Here is a 17,041-nt window from a genome sequence, read left to right as displayed (position 1 = left end):
GTCAGCCCTCCTCCAGGCGCTGGCGCCAGCTGATGCGCCCGATATTGCCCTGCCCGTCCACGGCATACACCGCTTCCAGGAATTGCCGGCCGCGCACCTGGCGGCTCAGCGCCGTGATCCGCACAAGGTCGACCCGCTCGTCCGGCGGTAGGCCGACGGCACGGCGTGTCTGCCCCAGGTGCTGGAGCAGGACATAGCCACTGTCGGTGGTTCGCCACGGCGCGGCAGGCGAGGCCGTCGGCAGCTCAGGCGGCAGGCAATCGAGGCACAGCGCAGGCAAGCCGCCTTGCAGCAACGCGCCCCCTTCCACCAGGCTGGCTTCGGCCTGTTCGAAGGCCTGCGCCCTGCGCCATTGTTCACCGACCTGCCGCGCCTGCAGCAAGGCTTCGCGCATGCCCAGCGCGGTCAGCAGGCCAAGCAGCAGGCTGAGGCTCAGGGCCAGCAACAGCACCACGCCACGCTGGCGGCTCATGCGTCATCCCCAGGATTGCGCACGGCCACGCTCAGTGCATGGCGCTGCTCCAGCCGATGTTCGCGGTCCTGCATGAGCAACTCGATATCGACGCGACCGTCGCCATGACGCACCCGCAGGGCCCGGACATTGTCGACCAGGCTGGCATGCTGGGCGTTGCTGGTGAACATCAGGCTGCCATTGCGCACGCGGTAGGTAACCCGGCGCACCGGCAAGGCCAGCAGGGCATCGCCAGGCACATGCTGGCCACGCTGAACCCGCGCCCAACTGCGACAGTCGGTGAGCACGGTCCAGTCCGGCGCGCCGAGCAATCCCGGCAGCTCGGCGCCTACCAGCGTGAGGCTGTCAGCGTTGGCCTCGATCGGCCTGGCGAACGCCAGTGCAGCCTGCGGATCGGTGAAGTCCGCCGCTTCCAGGCGCAGGCAGCCGAACATGCCCGCCATGCGGATGTCCTCGGCCAGGCGCTGCAGGACCAGGCGCGCATCGTCCTGCAGCCTCGCCGCCGCGCCTTGCAGCCGCCAGGCCTGATAGGCCCGGCCGAACAACTGGCTCGCCGTCACCAGCAACAACGCCCCCAGGGCCACGGCCAGCAACACCTCGACCAGCCCGGCGCCTGCTTGCCCGCGTTTCATGGCAGCACCCTGCCCTGCAACTGCAAGGCCGGCCGTCCCTCAGCCTGGGCCGGCCAGTTCACCTGCAGTTCCAGCATGTCGGCGTGGCGCCTGATTCGCCCTTGCGCCGAGGTGCCGAGCACCTGGGTGACCCGCGAGCGCCAGGCACTCTCCTCCCCCGCTTCGAGCGTGCCGCTGGCCCTCACCCGCTCGAGCATGCCCCGGGCCAGCTGCAACGCCTGACCGTCACGCCGGGCGCTCTCGGCCGCCTGCATGCCACGCACCTGCAAGGCCGCTGCGGCGAACACCCCAAGCGCCAACACCGTCATCGCCAGCAGCACCTCCAGCAACGTCATCCCGCCTTCCTTCGCCCACATCGTCACCCTCCTGGGATCTTTCCTCGCCGTCTACCCGAACCGGCTGACTGGCGCCTCGCGCGGCCAGGCCGGAAGCTACAGCGAAGCACTTCCAGGGAGGAATGCACGGTGAGGCAACAAGACGTAACACTGCTACAAATGATGTGCGCACTGACGATTGGCAGCCTGCTGGCACACTTGGGGATAACGGCCTACGCCAAGCTCGGCGAAACCCTGCAACTGGCCGCCGCAGCCCGGGAACTGGCGCAGGCACTGCGCGCTGCGCGCAACCAGGCTGCGCTGCATCAGTTGGCGCTGACAGTTCGTCCATTGGAAGGTGACTGGGGCAAGGGCTGGCGTGTGTCGCGGGAGCACGACGGCCAGCTGTTGCGCGAGCATCGCCTGGCCAGGCCGGTGAAGGTGGTGGCCAGTTCCACGCGGGAGGTGCGCTTCAGCAAGCGTGGCGCACCGATAGGGGAAGGCTTTGTCGGCATCACGCTGGACATCTGCCAGCGCAGCGGGCCTGGCAGCCAGCATCAGGTGGTGCTGAGCCCCAGTGGCCGGGTCAGCCTGCGCAGCGACGAGGGCCGCCGCTGTGCAGGTGACTGAGTCAGATCAGCGAGCGAACCCGCAGTTCCTTGGGCATCGAGAAGGTGATGTTCTCTTCGCGGCCGTCGAGCTCTTCGGCGCCGGTGGCACCCCAGGCCTTGAGCTGCTCGATCACGCCACGTACCAGCACCTCGGGCGCCGAGGCGCCGGCGGTGATACCGATGCGCTCGGCACCGTCGAACCAGCTGCGTTGCAGGTCCTCGGCACCGTCGATCAGGTAGGCCGGGGTGCTCATGCGCTCGGCCAACTCACGCAGGCGGTTGGAGTTGGAGCTGTTGGGGCTGCCGACCACCAGTACCACGTCACACTCGTCGGCCAGTTGCTTGACGGCGTCCTGGCGGTTTTGCGTGGCGTAGCAGATGTCGTCCTTGCGCGGGCCGCCGATGTTCGGGAAGCGCGCGCGCAGGGCGTCGATCACCCGGCTGGTGTCGTCCATCGACAGGGTGGTCTGGGTGACGAAGGCCAGGTGGTCAGGGTCGTTCACCTGCAACTGGGCAACATCGTCCTCGTCTTCGACAAGGTAGATGGCGCCGCCGTTGCTGGCGTCGTACTGGCCCATGGTGCCTTCGACTTCCGGGTGCCCTTCGTGACCGATGAGAATGGTCTCACGGCCATCACGGCTGTACTTGGCCACCTCGATATGCACCTTGGTCACCAGCGGGCAGGTGGCGTCGAACACTTTCAGGCCACGGCCGGCGGCTTCCTGGCGCACGGCCTGGGAGACACCGTGGGCGCTGAAGATGACGATGACGTCGTCCGGCACCTGGTCCAGCTCTTCGACGAACACCGCGCCACGGTTGCGCAGGTCTTCGACCACGAACTTGTTGTGCACCACTTCGTGGCGCACGTAGATCGGCGGGCCGAAGACTTCCAGGGCGCGGTTGACGATCTCGATCGCCCGGTCGACCCCGGCGCAGAAGCCGCGCGGGTTGGCGAGTTTGATTTGCATGCTCGGCTCCAGGCTCACACGGCCTTCACGTCGAGGATCTGCACCTCGAAGTTCAGGGTCTTGCCAGCCAGTGGATGGTTGAAATCGATGGTCACCTGGTTGTCGTCGAACGCTTTGACCACGCCCGGCAGCTCGGTGTTGGCGGCGTCGTTGAAGATCACCAGCAGCCCTTCGGACAGCTCCATGCCTTCGAACTGCGAGCGCGGCATCACCTGCACGTTCTGCGGGTTGTGCTGGCCGAAGGCGTTCTCCGGGGCGATGCTCAGCTTGCGCTGGTCACCGGCCTTGAAGCCGAACAGGGCGTTCTCGAAGCCCGGCAGCAGGTTGCCGTCGCCGACCTTGAACGTGGCCGGGGCCTTGTCGAAGGTGCTGTCGACGGTGTCGCCGTTTTCCAGGTGCAGCGCGAAGTGCAGGGTGACTTCGGTGTTCTGGCCGATACGGGTCTCAGTCATGGACGGCTTCCTCGGACTTCTTGCTCTTGAACATATCCAGCGCCAGCATCACCGCGCCCACGGTAATGGCGCTGTCGGCCAGGTTGAAGGCCGGGAAGTAGTGGCGGTTCTGCCAGTGCACCAGGATGAAGTCGACCACATGGCCAAGCACCACGCGGTCGTACAGGTTGCCCAATGCACCGCCCAGCACCAGCGCCAGGGCCACGGCCAGCCAGGTCTCGTTGCGCCCCAGGCGCTTGAGCCAGACCACCAGCACGGCGCTGACCACCACGGCGATCAGCGCGAACAGCCAGCGCTGCCAGCCGGAGCTGTCGGCCAGGAAGCTGAACGCCGCGCCGGTGTTGTAGGCCAGGGTCCAGCTGAAGTAGTCGGGGATGACCACGATCTGCTGGTACAGGCTCAGCGCGCCCTCGAAGTAGACCTTGGTGGCCTGGTCGAGGACCAGCACCACCAGGCTCAGCCAGAGCCAGGCAAGGCGCCCGAAGCGCCCCGCGGAAGCGTTAGGCATAGTGGCGCACCTCACCGGAACCGCTCAGGTTGTCGACACAACGGGCGCAGATTTCCGGATGCTCCGGGTGGCTGCCCACATCGGCGCGGAAGTGCCAGCAACGACCGCACTTGGCATGGCCGGACTTGACCACTTTCAGCTTGAGGCCTTCGACTTCGGTTGTCACGGCATCGGCCGGCGCCTGGACGAACGGCACCACGCTGGCCGCCGAGGTGATCAGCACGAAGCGCAGCTCGTCGCCGAGCTTGTTCAGGTCGGCGGTCAGGCCCTCTTCGGCGAACAGGGTGACCTCGGCCTGCAGGTTGCCGCCGATGACCTTGGCGGTACGCTGGTTCTCCAGCTCCTTGTTGACCGCGGCCTTGACCGCCATCACGCGGTCCCAGTAGGCGCGGTCCAGCTCGGCGTCGGCCGGCAGTTCCGTCAGGCCCTGGTACCAGGTGTTGAGCATCACCGACTCGTTGCGCTCGCCCGGCAGGTACTGCCAGATCTCATCGGCGGTGAACGCCAGGATCGGCGCGATCCAGCGCACCAGCGCCTCGCTGATGTGGTACAGCGCGGTCTGGCAGGAGCGGCGGGCGACACTGTTGGCGCCGGTGGTGTACTGGCGGTCCTTGATGATGTCGAGGTAGAAGCCACCGAGCTCCTGCACGCAGAAGTTGTGGATCTTCGAGTAGACGTTCCAGAACCGGTACTCGCCGTAGTGCTCTTCCAGCTCGCGCTGCAGCAGCAGGGTGCGGTCGACCGCCCAACGGTCCAGGGCCAGCATGTCCTCGGCCGGCAGCAGGTCGCGGGCCGGGTCGAAGCCGGACAGGTTCGAGAGCAGGAAGCGCGCGGTGTTGCGGATGCGGCGGTAGGCGTCGGCGCTGCGCTGCAGGATCTGCTCGGAAACGGCCATCTCACCGGAGTAGTCGGTGGCGGACACCCACAGGCGCAGGATGTCGGCACCCAGGGTGTTGTTGACCTTTTCCGGCTCGATGGTGTTGCCCAGCGACTTGGACATCTTGCGGCCGTTTTCGTCCACGGTGAAGCCGTGGGTCAGCAGCTCGCGGTACGGCGCGTGGTTGTCGATGGCGCAGCCGGTCAGCAAGGAAGAATGGAACCAGCCGCGGTGCTGGTCGGAGCCTTCCAGGTACAGGTCGGCGCGCGGGCCGGTGGCGTGGCCGATATCGTGGGAGCCACGCAGCACGTGCCAGTGGGTGGTGCCAGAGTCGAACCAGACGTCGAGGGTGTCGGTGATCTTGTCGTACAGGCCGGCTTCATCGCCCAACAGTTCTGCGGCATCCAGCTTGAACCAGGCCTCGATGCCTTGCTGTTCGACGCGCTTGGCCACTTCCTCCATCAGCTCGACGGTACGCGGGTGCAGCTCACCGGTCTGCTTGTCCAGGAAGAACGGGATCGGCACGCCCCAGTTGCGCTGACGCGAAATGCACCAGTCCGGGCGGTTGGCGATCATCGAGTGCAGGCGCGCCTGGCCCCAGGCCGGAACGAACTTGGTCTCTTCGATGGCCTTGAGCGAGCGCTCGCGCAGGTTGTCGCCGCTGGTGGGCTGCTTGTCCATGCCGACGAACCACTGCGCGGTGGCGCGGTAGATCAGCGGGGTCTTGTGGCGCCAGCAGTGCATGTAGCTGTGGCTGATGGTCTCGGTGTGCATCAGCGCGCCGACTTCGCTGAGCTTGTCGACGATGGCTGGGTTGGCCTTCCAGATGAACTGGCCGCCGAAGAACGGCAGCGACTCGACGTACACGCCGTTGCTCTGCACCGGGGTGAGGATGTCGTCGTTGACCATGCCGTAGCGCTTGCAGGTGACGAAGTCGTCTTCACCATAGGCGGGCGAGGAATGCACCACGCCGGTACCGGCGCCCAGCTCGACGTATTCGGCCAGGTAGATCGGCGACAGGCGATCGTAGAACGGGTGACGGAAGTTGATCAGCTCGAGGGCCGAACCCGGGGCGGTGGCGATGACCGAACCTTCCAGCGCATAGCGCTTCAGGCACGACTCGACCAGCTCCTCGGCGAGCACCAGCAGGCGCTCGCCGGTATCGACCAGGGCGTAGGTGAAGTCCGGGTGGATGTTCAGCGCCTGGTTGGCCGGGATGGTCCACGGGGTGGTGGTCCAGATCACGATGGCGGCGGGCTTGGCCAGCGCGGCCAGGCCGAAGGCAGCGGCCAGCTTGGCCTCGTCGGCGACCGGGAAGGCGACGTCGATGGTCTGGGATTTCTTGTCGGCGTACTCGACTTCGGCTTCGGCCAAGGCCGAACCGCAATCGAAGCACCAGTTAACCGGCTTCAGGCCCTTGAACACGAAGCCTTGCTTGACCATCTCGGCCAGGGCGCGGATCTCGCCGGCCTCGTTGGCGAAGTTCATGGTCTTGTACGGGTTGTCCCAGTCACCCAGCACGCCCAGGCGGATGAACTCGGTCTTCTGCCCCTCGATCTGCTCGGCGGCGTACTCGCGGCACAGCTCGCGGGTGCGGTCGGCGGTCAGGTGCTTGCCGTGGGTGACCTCGACCTTGTGCTCGATCGGCAGGCCGTGGCAGTCCCAGCCCGGTACGTACGGGGCGTCGAAGCCCGACAGGGTCTTCGAACGGACAATCATGTCCTTGAGAATCTTGTTCAGCGCATGACCGATATGGATCTTGCCGTTGGCATAGGGCGGGCCGTCGTGCAGGACGAACTTCGGACGATCCTTGCCAATTTCGCGCAGCTTCTGGTACAGGCCAATGCTGTCCCAGCGCTGCAGGATCTGCGGTTCGCGCTGAGGCAGGCCGGCCTTCATGGGGAAGGCGGTGTCCGGAAGGTTAAGCGTGGCTTTGTAGTCGGTCATTTCAGGCTCTTCGTTAGCGGTTGAGCGTGCCAGTGGGCACGTGCGGCGGCGATGTCCGCGTCGATCGCCGACTTCAGCGCCTCCAGGGAGGCGAAACGCTGCTCTTCACGCAGCTTGTGGTGGAATTCCACCGTCAGGCGCCGGCCATAGAGGTCACCGGCGTAGTCCAGGAGATGAATCTCCAGGTGAGGACGCCCGTCACCGGCGACGGTGGGGCGTACTCCGATATTGCCGACACCCGGCCACTGCTGGCCGTCGATCTCGATGCTGGCCAGGTAGACCCCGGACAGCGGCACGCGACGGCGCTTGAGCTGGATGTTGGCGGTAGGTGTGCCAAGCTGGCGGGCCAGCTTCTGGCCATGCAGCACGCGGCCGGTAATGCGGTACGGGCGGCCCAGCAGGTGTTCGGCCAGCTCGAAGTTGCCCTCGGCCAGGGCCTTGCGCACTTCGGTGCTGCTGACCCGCAGGCCATCCTGGATGACGGTGTTGGCTGCCTCGACACTGAAGCCATGGCGTTTGCCGGCTTCGGTGAGGAAGGCGAAATCACCGGCGCGGTCGCAGCCGAAGCGGAAGTCGTCGCCCACTTCGAGGTGGCGCACGCCCAGGCCATCGACCAACACCGCCTTGACGAACTGCTCGGCGCTGAGCTGGCTCAGGCGCTGGTTGAACGACAGGCACAGCACCCGGTCGATGCCCTCGCCGGCCAGCAGCTCGACCTTGTCACGCAGGCGCGCCAGGCGGGCCGGCGCGGTCTCCGGGGCGAAATATTCGCGAGGCTGTGGCTCGAAGATCACCACGCAGGTGGGCAGGCCGAGTTCCTGGCCACGTTCGCGCAGGCGTGCGAGGATCGCCTGGTGGCCGCGGTGGACCCCGTCGAAGTTGCCAATGGTGGCGACACAGCCCCGGTGCTCGGGGCGCAGGTTGTGAAGACCTCGAACCAGCTGCATAACGCGCTTCTTGCTCATAAAGTGGCCGATTATAACCACACCTGGGCGCTGGTGACAGGCAGCAGCGCCACCCTGGAGTGTGGAATGCGAAAAACCGACGCCTGACCCTTTTCGCGCCTCAGTGCAACGCCTTGCGGGCGAAGTGCCGTGGGCGGAAACCACACAGGTACAGGCAACCGAAATAGGTCACCACGCCAGCGACGATCAGGGCACCCAGGCGCATGAAGCGCTCGAGCATGTTGCCCTGCTCCCAGGCCGGCATGTAGTGCATGCCCAGCAACAGCACGCCCGACATCAGCGCCACTGCCAGCACCAGCTTGAGCAGGAACATCGTCCAGCCCGGTTGCGGCTGGAACAGTTGCTGGCTGCGCAGCTTCCAGTACAGCAGGCCGGCGTTCAGGCAGGCGCCCAGGCTGATCGCCAGGGCCAGCCCGGCATGGGCCAGCGGGCCGACCAGGGCCAGGTTGAGCAACTGCGTGCACACCAGGGTGAAGACCGCGATCTTCACCGGTGTGCGGATATTCTGCTGCGCATAGAAGCCAGGTGCCAGCACCTTGACCAGGATGATCGCCATCAGCCCCACCGAATACGCGACCAGCGCGCGCTGGGTCATCGCCGCGTCGAAGGCGCTGAACTTGCCATACTGGAACAGCGCCACGGTCAGCGGTTCGGCGAGGATGCCCAGGGCCAGGGTGCAGGGCAGCACCAGCAGGAAGCACAGGCGCAGGCCCCAGTCGAGGATCCGCGAATACTCCTCACGGTCCTGGTTGGCGTAGGTCTTGGCCAGGGTCGGCAGCAGGATGGTACCCAAGGCCACGCCGAGCACGCCCGAGGGCAGCTCCATGAGGCGGTCGGCGTAGTACATCCACGATACCGAGCCGGCCACCAGGAAGGAGGCGAAGATGGTGTTGATGATCAGCGAGATCTGGCTCACCGATACCCCGAGGATCGCCGGCAGCATCTGCTTGAGCACACGCCACACGCCGGCATCGCGCAGGTTCAGGCGCGGCAACACGAGCATGCCGATCTTCTTCAGCGCCGGCAGCTGGTACAGCAGTTGCGCCAGGCCACCGGCCAGCACGCCCCAGGCCAGGGCCATGATCGGCGGGTCGAAGTAGGGCGTGAGCAGCACGGCGAAGGCAATCATCGCCACGTTGAGCAGCGTGGGGGTGAACGCCGGCACGCTGAAGCGGTTCCAGGTGTTGAGGATCGCGCCGACCAGCGACGACAGCGAGATCAGCAATATATAAGGAAAGGTCACCCGCAACAGCGAAGTGGTCAGCTCGTACTTCTCTGCGCTGTCGACGAAGCCCGGTGCCGTGGCCCAGACCACCCAGGGCGCGGCGAGGATGCCAATGGCGGTGACCAGCGCCAGGATCAGCGTCAGCAGGCCACTGACATAGGCGACGAAAGTGCGGGTGGCCTCCTCGCCCTGCTGGGTCTTGTACTCGGCGAGGATCGGCACGAAGGCCTGGGAGAACGCGCCTTCGGCGAAGATCCGCCGCAGCAGGTTGGGCAGCTTGAAGGCGATGAAAAAGGCGTCGGTGGCGATGCCGGCGCCGAACACCCGCGCCAGGATGGTATCGCGCACGAAGCCGAGCACCCGGGAAATCATGGTGATGGAGCTGACCGCAGCCAGGGATTTGAGCAGGTTCATCGAAAAGTTTCACGCCAGGGGCAGAGGACGCTGCAGACCGCGTCCGAATGTGCGATACTCCCGCGCCTTCGCAGGGGAGCCAAAAATTCCCGAGTTTACAGGTCGTGCGACAGAAAGGAATATTTCCCTCCTGTTGGCTCACCACTCGGCGGAACCTTGCAGGTGGCCTTGACATCCGATCGACTCATCGGCATGATTCGCGGCCTATTTTGTTTGCTATTTACCTAAAGTCTTTCGAGGAGCTCGACGGTGGCCAACTCACCTTCCGCCAAGAAACGTGCAAAACAGGCTGAGAAGCGTCGCAGCCACAACGCCAGCCTGCGTTCCATGGTCCGTACCTACATCAAGAATGTAGTCAAGGCCATCGACGCAAAAGACGCCGAAAAAGCGCAAGCCGCTTACGTTCTGGCTGTACCTGTAATCGACCGTATGGCCGACAAGGGTATCATCCACAAGAACAAAGCTGCTCGCCACAAAGGCCGTCTGAATGGCCACATCAAGGCACTGAAAGAAGCTGCAGCTGCCTAAGCGACGTTCTTGTCGAAAAAACCGACCCTAGGGTCGGTTTTTTTATGCCTGTGATTCGAGCCTGACAGCGGTTTCTGGCTTTGTAACGCGGGCATCCACCCGCATTGGGTCCAGCACAAGTAACGTGGGAGCGGCGGTGCGCCGCCCCCACAATCACTATGTCACTTGCCGATCTGGATCTTCGGCGCCCACTGCATCCACTCATCCTCCGGCTTGTCGAACAGCGCGAAGGTCTGCTGCGGGCGCGCCGGGTTGCCCATCTGCTCGCCATCGGGCGTGGCGAAGGCAATCCCACCCTCGATCAAGGTCTCCACCGACTCGGTACGCACCGTGGCGCCCTTGAACAAGCCCCAGTCGAAGCCGAACCCGCTGCTGTTCCAGAAGCGGCTGCCGCCACGTACCAGCCCGGCGTAGCGAGGCTCGATAAGAATGTGGATAAGTACCCGGTCGGCGGTCTGGCCCAGCTCGAAGCCGGTGACCTTGCCTACTGCGATCTCCCGGTAGGTGACCGGCACGCCCGGCTTGATCGAGCCACGACGCGCCGCGCTCAAGGTCAGCGGCAGGCCGACCTCCTCGCCTTTCACCTCGGGGGCATCGCTCAGGGCGATGAAGTCTCGCTGCGGCCCCTTATCCTTGAGCGCCGGCAGCACCTCCAGGTACTGACCGCCGATCAACGTGTCGAGGTTCTGGGTACGCACCAGCCCCAAGGCAGGCTTGACCACCCAGAACTGCGTGCCGGTGCGGGCGATACGCTCGGCCGCCTGGGTAATCCGCGCACGGAGCAGGACCGCCTGCAGGTCGCCGGTCAGGTCGACGCTCTCGACGCTACCCACGTCCAACCCGCGGAAGCGGATCGGCGTGCCCGGCTTCAGGCCATCGGCGCGGTCCACGCGAATAGTGATCAGGGTACCGGCCCGGTTGGCCGCGTCCTGGCTTTCATGCAGGCGGAAACGCGGGATGCGACGCTTTAGCGGTACATCCGGCTTCGGCGTATCGAAGGCGATACCACCGGCCATGAGCGTCTGCAGCGACTCACTCTTGACCTGGATACCCGACAGGCCACCGGTCAGGGTGATGCCACTGGCATTCCAGAAGCGCGTGGAACCGTTGACCAGGTTGGCGTATTCCTTCTCGATGTGCACGCCGATCAGGATGCGCTTGCTGTTGCGGGCGAACTGGTAGCTCTGCACGCTGCCCACGCGCACCTGGCGGTACATCACCGGGCTGCCCACTTCCAGCGAGCCCAGGGTGTCGGCGAACAGCACCATGTGCAGGCCGGGCGCCTTCAGGTCCAGTGGTGGCGCCTTGGGACGTGCTTCGAACTCGCGCAGGGGCTTGGCGCCCGGCTCGCCCGGGCGCACCGCAATGTAGTTACCCTTCACCAATGCCTCGAGGCCGGTGATCCCGGCAAGCGAAATCGATGGCTTGACCACCCAGAACTGCGTGCCTTCGACCAGGTAGTCCTCGGCCAGTGGGTCCAGGGTCAGCTCGGCCGTTGCGCTGGTAAGGTCACCTTCGACCTTGAGATCCTTGAGCGTGCCCACCTGGATGCCCTTGTACAGCACCGGCGTACGCCCCTTCTGCAAGCCTTCGAAGTCACTGAGCTTGACCTTGACGCGGATGCCGGCCTGGGCCGCGTCGAAGTCCTCGTACAAACGGAACGGCAGGCTTGGATCGGTGGGCGGGCTGTCCTTGCGGTTCTCCGGCGTTGCAAAGGCGATGCCCCCGGCCACGATGCTCGACAGCGATTCAGTGCGCACCTTCACGCCGGACAGGTCGGCATCGATGCTGACCCCGCTGGCGTTCCAGAAACGTGTGTGCTTGCGCACCAGGCTGGCATAGGCCGGCGCGATGAACACCTTGATCTCCACCGTGCCCTGATCCTCGGACAGGCGATAGCTCTTCACCCGGCCGACCTGGATCTGCTTGTAGAAGATCGGGCTGTCGCGGTTGAGCGAGCCCAGTCGCTCGGCCTTGAGCGTCAGGTGCAAGCCAGGCTCGGCATCGGACAGTGGCGGTGCTTCCTTGAGCGCGGTAAAGCGCTTGGTCGGCTCACCCTCCCCGGGATCGACGGCGATATAGTTACCCGAAACCAGCGTCTCCAGGCCCGAGATACCTGCCAGGCTGACACTCGGCTTGACCAGCCAGAAGCGCGTGCCCTTGGTCAGGTGCGGGCCTGCCTCCTTGCGCATCTCGATGGTGGCGACGACGCCACGGTTGTCCCCTTTGTCATCCAGCACCAGGGCGACCACCTTGCCCACCGACATGCCTTTGTAGATGACCTCGGTCTTGTTGGCGACGATGCCCTCGCCACTCTCGAAGCGCACCTGTATCTCGATGCCGGCATCCTTGTAGGCTTGCCAGGCCAGCCAGCCACCGATCGCCAAGGCAATCAGCGGCAGGATCCAGATGGCCGACCAGTTCGAAGCTGGGCGGGTTTTAGCCGTAGGCAAGTCACTCATGGTCGTCATCCGACTCCGTGTTGTCCCAGATCAGTCGGGGATCGAAAGTTAAAGCGGCGAGCATCGTCAGGATCACCACGGAGGCGAAGGCGACGGCGCCCAGGTTGGCTTCGACACTGGCGATGCGGCCGAAATTCACCACGGCCACGAGGATGGCGATGACGAAGATATCCAGCATCGACCAGCGGCCGATGAACTCGATGAAGCGGTACATCAGGATGCGCTGCCGCGCCGACAGCGGCTGGTGGCGTTGCACCGAATAGAGCAGCAGGGCGATACCCACCAGCTTGAAGGTGGGCACCAGGATGCTGGCGATGAACACCACCGCGGCGATCGGCAACATGCCGTGCTTCATCAGGGTGATAACGCCAGACATGATGGTGTCCGGGCTGCCCTGCCCCAAGGCGCTGACGGTCATGATCGGCAGCACGTTGGCCGGGATATAGAGGATCATCGACGTGATCAGCAGCGCCCAGGTGCGCACGATGCTGTTGGGCCGCCGAGCGTGCACCACCGCCCCGCAGCGGGTGCAGGTCTGCGAGGTGCCGCCAGGCTCATGGCGGTTCAGCTCATGGCATTCATTGCAGACCAGGATGCCTGCATCAATCGCCCGCATGGACGTCCTCCCCCGACAAGGCCACCCAGATCTGGTGCGGCGACATGACCACCTCGAGCCAGACCTGCACCAGCAGCAGGCTGATGAAGCAGAACAGGCCCAGGCCGATGCTCAGCTCGGCCAGGTCGACCAGCTTGACGATGGCCACCAGCACGCCCATGAAGTAGACCTCGAGCATCCCCCACTCACGCAGGTGGTGGTAGATACGATAGATCAGCAGGCCATAGCTGCGGCCGAAGTCGAGACGGATGCTCAGCAACACCGCCAGCTGGCACAGCAGCTTGAGCAGGGGAATGGCCATGCTGCACAGGAACACGACCACGGCGATGCCGCGCATCCCTGAATTGTACAGGCCGAGCACGCCGCTCCAGACCGTGTCGTCGGAGGTCTGGCCGAGCAGGTGCAACTGCATGATCGGCAGGAAGTTGGCCGGCACGTACAGCAGCAGGGCCGTCAGCACCAGGGCGAGGCTGCGGTTGACCAGGTTGTGGCGGTGGGCATACAGCTCGTAGCCACAACGTGGGCATTGCGCCTTTTCGTCAGTCTGCAGCGAGACTTTGCGCATCAGCAGGTCGCACTCGTGGCAGGCCACCAGTTCATCCAGCGGCAGCTGCGCGAGCGCTTCGGGTTCGACAGGGTTAGGCATAAAGGGGTTCTGAATGGATGCGTCGGCTCTATTCTAGTGTTCCGACTCGAATTGTGGGAGATGGCCAGTATGAGGAACTGTATCGGTGTTCGAGTCACATTTTCCGTGAGCACGGCACATCGCCGGCAAGCCGGCCCCACAGCCTTTTCCAGGCGCAAAGACAAAACCCCTACCTGCTCGCGCAGATAGGGGTTTTGCGAAATGAATCTTGACGATGACCTACTCTCACATGGGGAAACCCCACACTACCATCGGCGATGCATCGTTTCACTACTGAGTTCGGGATGGGATCAGGTGGTTCCAATGCTCTATGGTCGTCAAGAAATTCGGTTGCCAGTACGTCCTTGCAGACATGCCAGCCAATTCGGATATGCGATATGTGTGGTTCGTCGCGAACTTTCGGTTCGTTTCGTCTTCACCACCACAATTTGGCCTCAGCGCAAATTGCTTGGGTGTTATATGGTCAAGCCTCACGGGCAATTAGTATTGGTTAGCTCAACGCCTCACAGCGCTTACACACCCAACCTATCAACGTCGTAGTCTTCGACGGCCCTTCAGGGAGCTCAAGGCTCCAGTGAGATCTCATCTTGAGGCAAGTTTCCCGCTTAGATGCTTTCAGCGGTTATCTCTTCCGAACATAGCTACCCGGCAATGCCACTGGCGTGACAACCGGAACACCAGAGGTTCGTCCACTCCGGTCCTCTCGTACTAGGAGCAGCCCCTCTCAAATCTCAAACGTCCACGGCAGATAGGGACCGAACTGTCTCACGACGTTCTAAACCCAGCTCGCGTACCACTTTAAATGGCGAACAGCCATACCCTTGGGACCGGCTTCAGCCCCAGGATGTGATGAGCCGACATCGAGGTGCCAAACACCGCCGTCGATATGAACTCTTGGGCGGTATCAGCCTGTTATCCCCGGAGTACCTTTTATCCGTTGAGCGATGGCCCTTCCATACAGAACCACCGGATCACTAAGACCTACTTTCGTACCTGCTCGACGTGTGTGTCTCGCAGTCAAGCGCGCTTTTGCCTTTATACTCTACGACCGATTTCCGACCGGTCTGAGCGCACCTTCGTACTCCTCCGTTACTCTTTGGGAGGAGACCGCCCCAGTCAAACTACCCACCATACACTGTCCTCGATCCGGATAACGGACCTGAGTTAGAACCTCAAGGTTGCCAGGGTGGTATTTCAAGGATGGCTCCATGAGAACTGGCGTCCCCACTTCAAAGCCTCCCACCTATCCTACACAAGCAAGCTCAAAGTCCAGTGCAAAGCTATAGTAAAGGTTCACGGGGTCTTTCCGTCTAGCCGCGGATACACTGCATCTTCACAGCGATTTCAATTTCACTGAGTCTCGGGTGGAGACAGCGCCGCCATCGTTACGCCATTCGTGCAGGTCGGAACTTACCCGACAAGGAATTTCGCTACCTTAGGACCGTTATAGTTACGGCCGCCGTTTACCGGGGCTTCGATCAAGAGCTTCGCTTGCGCTAACCCCATCAATTAACCTTCCGGCACCGGGCAGGCGTCACACCCTATACGTCCACTTTCGTGTTTGCAGAGTGCTGTGTTTTTAATAAACAGTCGCAGCGGCCTGGTATCTTCGACCGGCGTGGGCTTACGCAGCAAGTGCTTCACCCTCACCGGCGCACCTTCTCCCGAAGTTACGGTGCCATTTTGCCTAGTTCCTTCACCCGAGTTCTCTCAAGCGCCTTGGTATTCTCTACCTAACCACCTGTGTCGGTTTGGGGTACGGTTCCCAGTTATCTGAAGCTTAGGAGCTTTTCTTGGAAGCATGGCATCAACCACTTCGCGCTCTAATGAGCACTCGTCATCAGCTCTCGGCCTTGAGATCCCGGATTTGCCTAAGATCTCAGCCTACTACCTTAAACTTGGACAACCAACGCCAAGCTGGCCTAGCCTTCTCCGTCCCTCCATCGCAATAACTGGAAGTACAGGAATATTAACCTGTTTTCCATCGACTACGCTTTTCAGCCTCGCCTTAGGGACCGACTAACCCTGCGTCGATTAACGTTGCGCAGGAAACCTTGGTCTTTCGGCGTGCGAGTTTTTCACTCGCATTGTCGTTACTCATGTCAGCATTCGCACTTCTGATACCTCCAGCAAGCTTCTCAACTCACCTTCACAGGCTTACAGAACGCTCCTCTACCGCATCACCTAAAGGTGATACCCGTAGCTTCGGTGCATGGTTTGAGCCCCGTTACATCTTCCGCGCAGGCCGACTCGACTAGTGAGCTATTACGCTTTCTTTAAAGGGTGGCTGCTTCTAAGCCAACCTCCTAGCTGTCTAAGCCTTCCCACATCGTTTCCCACTTAACCATGACTTTGGGACCTTAGCTGACGGTCTGGGTTGTTTCCCTTTTCACGACGGACGTTAGCACCCGCCGTGTGTCTCCCATGCTCGGCACTTGTAGGTATTCGGAGTTTGCATCGGTTTGGTAAGTCGGGATGACCCCCTAGCCGAAACAGTGCTCTACCCCCTACAGTGATACATGAGGCGCTACCTAAATAGCTTTCGAGGAGAACCAGCTATCTCCGAGCTTGATTAGCCTTTCACTCCGATCCACAGGTCATCCGCTAACTTTTCAACGGTAGTCGGTTCGGTCCTCCAGTCAGTGTTACCTAACCTTCAACCTGCCCATGGATAGATCGCCCGGTTTCGGGTCTATACCCAGCGACTAAAGCGCCCTATTAAGACTCGCTTTCGCTACGCCTCCCCTATTCGGTTAAGCTCGCCACTGAATATAAGTCGCTGACCCATTATACAAAAGGTACGCAGTCACCTAACAAAGTAGGCTCCCACTGCTTGTACGCATACGGTTTCAGGTTCTATTTCACTCCCCTCTCCGGGGTTCTTTTCGCCTTTCCCTCACGGTACTGGTTCACTATCGGTCAGTCAGTAGTATTTAGCCTTGGAGGATGGTCCCCCCATGTTCAGACAAAGTTTCTCGTGCTCCGTCCTACTCGATTTCACTGGCAAGAGATTTTCGTGTACGGGGCTATCACCCACTATGGCCGCACTTTCCAGAGCGTTCCACTAATCTCAAACCAGCTTAAGGGCTGGTCCCCGTTCGCTCGCCACTACTAAGGGAATCTCGGTTGATTTCTTTTCCTCAGGGTACTTAGATGTTTCAGTTCCCCTGGTTCGCCTCTTGCACCTATGTATTCAGTACAAGATAACCAGCTTGTGCTGGCTGGGTTCCCCCATTCAGAGATCTCTGGATCACAGTCTGTTTGCCGACTCCCCAAAGCTTATCGCAGGCTACCACGTCTTTCATCGCCTCTGACTGCCAAGGCATCCACCGTATGCGCTTCTTCACTTGACCATATAACCCCAAGCAATCTGGTTATACTGTGAAGACGACATTCGCCGAAAA

Annotated in this window: 14 protein-coding genes and 2 rRNA genes; 2 read left to right on the top strand and 14 right to left on the bottom strand. The window is 62.5% G+C overall.

All coding sequences use genetic code 11. The annotated features are described in order from the left end of the window. Window position 1: 1 nt before the first annotated feature. The 3 genes from CCOS191_RS04175 to pilV are packed head-to-tail and all read right to left on the bottom strand — an operon-like array spanning window position 2 to window position 1,460. Window positions 2–472: a hypothetical protein gene (locus CCOS191_RS04175; protein ID WP_046854163.1), complete on the bottom strand. Its 471-nt coding sequence runs from the start codon at window positions 470–472 to the stop codon at window positions 2–4. After that, complete coding sequence (locus CCOS191_RS04170) at window positions 469–1,104, bottom strand: PilW family protein (protein ID WP_046854162.1); 636 nt, start codon at window positions 1,102–1,104, stop codon at window positions 469–471. Before CCOS191_RS04170 ends, CCOS191_RS04175 begins: the two co-directional genes overlap by 4 nt. Beyond that, window positions 1,101–1,460: a type IV pilus modification protein PilV gene (pilV, locus tag CCOS191_RS26985; RefSeq protein ID WP_082120351.1), complete on the bottom strand. Its 360-nt coding sequence runs from the start codon at window positions 1,458–1,460 to the stop codon at window positions 1,101–1,103. The genes CCOS191_RS04170 and pilV overlap by 4 nt, the downstream gene beginning before the upstream one ends. A 108-nt stretch (window positions 1,461–1,568) precedes the next feature. Here pilV and CCOS191_RS04160 point away from each other — a divergent pair, with 108 nt between their 5' ends. Next, on the top strand, window positions 1,569–2,048 hold the full coding sequence (locus CCOS191_RS04160) for a GspH/FimT family pseudopilin (protein WP_046854161.1): 480 nt from the start codon (window positions 1,569–1,571) through the stop codon (window positions 2,046–2,048). A 1-nt stretch (window position 2,049) separates the two neighbouring features. Here CCOS191_RS04160 and ispH read toward each other — a convergent pair whose 3' ends face one another. The 6 genes from ispH to murJ form a co-directional block, all read right to left on the bottom strand. After that, window positions 2,050–2,997, bottom strand: a complete 948-nt coding sequence (gene ispH, locus CCOS191_RS04155; RefSeq protein ID WP_038706818.1) for a 4-hydroxy-3-methylbut-2-enyl diphosphate reductase — start codon at window positions 2,995–2,997, stop codon at window positions 2,050–2,052. Window positions 2,998–3,011: 14 nt separating this feature from the next. After that, window positions 3,012–3,449 (bottom strand): FKBP-type peptidyl-prolyl cis-trans isomerase, encoded by a 438-nt coding sequence (locus CCOS191_RS04150; protein ID WP_023629753.1) that lies wholly within the window; start codon window positions 3,447–3,449, stop codon window positions 3,012–3,014. Further along, window positions 3,442–3,957 carry a signal peptidase II gene (lspA, locus tag CCOS191_RS04145; RefSeq protein WP_023629752.1) on the bottom strand — a complete coding sequence of 172 codons (516 nt, stop codon included), beginning with the start codon at window positions 3,955–3,957 and terminating at the stop codon, window positions 3,442–3,444. Before lspA ends, CCOS191_RS04150 begins: the two co-directional genes overlap by 8 nt. Next, window positions 3,950–6,781, bottom strand: coding sequence for an isoleucine--tRNA ligase (ileS, locus tag CCOS191_RS04140; protein ID WP_046854160.1), 2,832 nt, complete (start codon window positions 6,779–6,781; stop codon window positions 3,950–3,952). Before ileS ends, lspA begins: the two co-directional genes overlap by 8 nt. Continuing rightward, window positions 6,778–7,728: a bifunctional riboflavin kinase/FAD synthetase gene (gene ribF / locus CCOS191_RS04135; protein WP_046854159.1), complete on the bottom strand. Its 951-nt coding sequence runs from the start codon at window positions 7,726–7,728 to the stop codon at window positions 6,778–6,780. The genes ileS and ribF overlap by 4 nt, the downstream gene beginning before the upstream one ends. 118 nt (window positions 7,729–7,846) lie before the next feature. After that, window positions 7,847–9,385 carry a murein biosynthesis integral membrane protein MurJ gene (gene murJ, locus CCOS191_RS04130; RefSeq protein ID WP_046854158.1) on the bottom strand — a complete coding sequence of 513 codons (1,539 nt, stop codon included), beginning with the start codon at window positions 9,383–9,385 and terminating at the stop codon, window positions 7,847–7,849. A 249-nt stretch (window positions 9,386–9,634) separates the two neighbouring features. Here murJ and rpsT point away from each other — a divergent pair, with 249 nt between their 5' ends. Next, window positions 9,635–9,913, top strand: coding sequence for a 30S ribosomal protein S20 (gene rpsT, locus CCOS191_RS04125; protein ID WP_023533220.1), 279 nt, complete (start codon window positions 9,635–9,637; stop codon window positions 9,911–9,913). A gap of 161 nt (window positions 9,914–10,074) precedes the next feature. Here the strand turns inward: rpsT and CCOS191_RS04120 are convergent, their stop codons facing one another. The 5 genes from CCOS191_RS04120 to CCOS191_RS04100 form a co-directional block, all read right to left on the bottom strand. Further along, on the bottom strand, window positions 10,075–12,375 hold the full coding sequence (locus CCOS191_RS04120) for a PqiB family protein (protein ID WP_046854157.1): 2,301 nt from the start codon (window positions 12,373–12,375) through the stop codon (window positions 10,075–10,077). Beyond that, entirely contained in the window at window positions 12,368–12,991 is a 624-nt protein-coding gene (locus CCOS191_RS04115) for a paraquat-inducible protein A (RefSeq protein ID WP_046854156.1), read from the bottom strand. The genes CCOS191_RS04120 and CCOS191_RS04115 overlap by 8 nt, the downstream gene beginning before the upstream one ends. Continuing rightward, window positions 12,978–13,637 (bottom strand): paraquat-inducible protein A, encoded by a 660-nt coding sequence (locus CCOS191_RS04110; protein ID WP_046854155.1) that lies wholly within the window; start codon window positions 13,635–13,637, stop codon window positions 12,978–12,980. The genes CCOS191_RS04115 and CCOS191_RS04110 overlap by 14 nt, the downstream gene beginning before the upstream one ends. 206 nt (window positions 13,638–13,843) lie before the next feature. Further along, a 5S ribosomal RNA gene (gene rrf / locus CCOS191_RS04105) occupies window positions 13,844–13,959 on the bottom strand. A gap of 137 nt (window positions 13,960–14,096) precedes the next feature. Further along, window positions 14,097–16,990 (bottom strand): 23S ribosomal RNA (locus CCOS191_RS04100). Window positions 16,991–17,041: the final 51 nt, after the last annotated feature.

Source organism: Pseudomonas sp. CCOS 191 (assembly GCF_001007005.1).
Lineage (GTDB): Bacteria > Pseudomonadota > Gammaproteobacteria > Pseudomonadales > Pseudomonadaceae > Aquipseudomonas > Aquipseudomonas soli.
The sequence above is the reverse complement of the archived record's forward strand: the minus strand, read 5'-3'. Positions and strand labels throughout refer to the sequence as shown.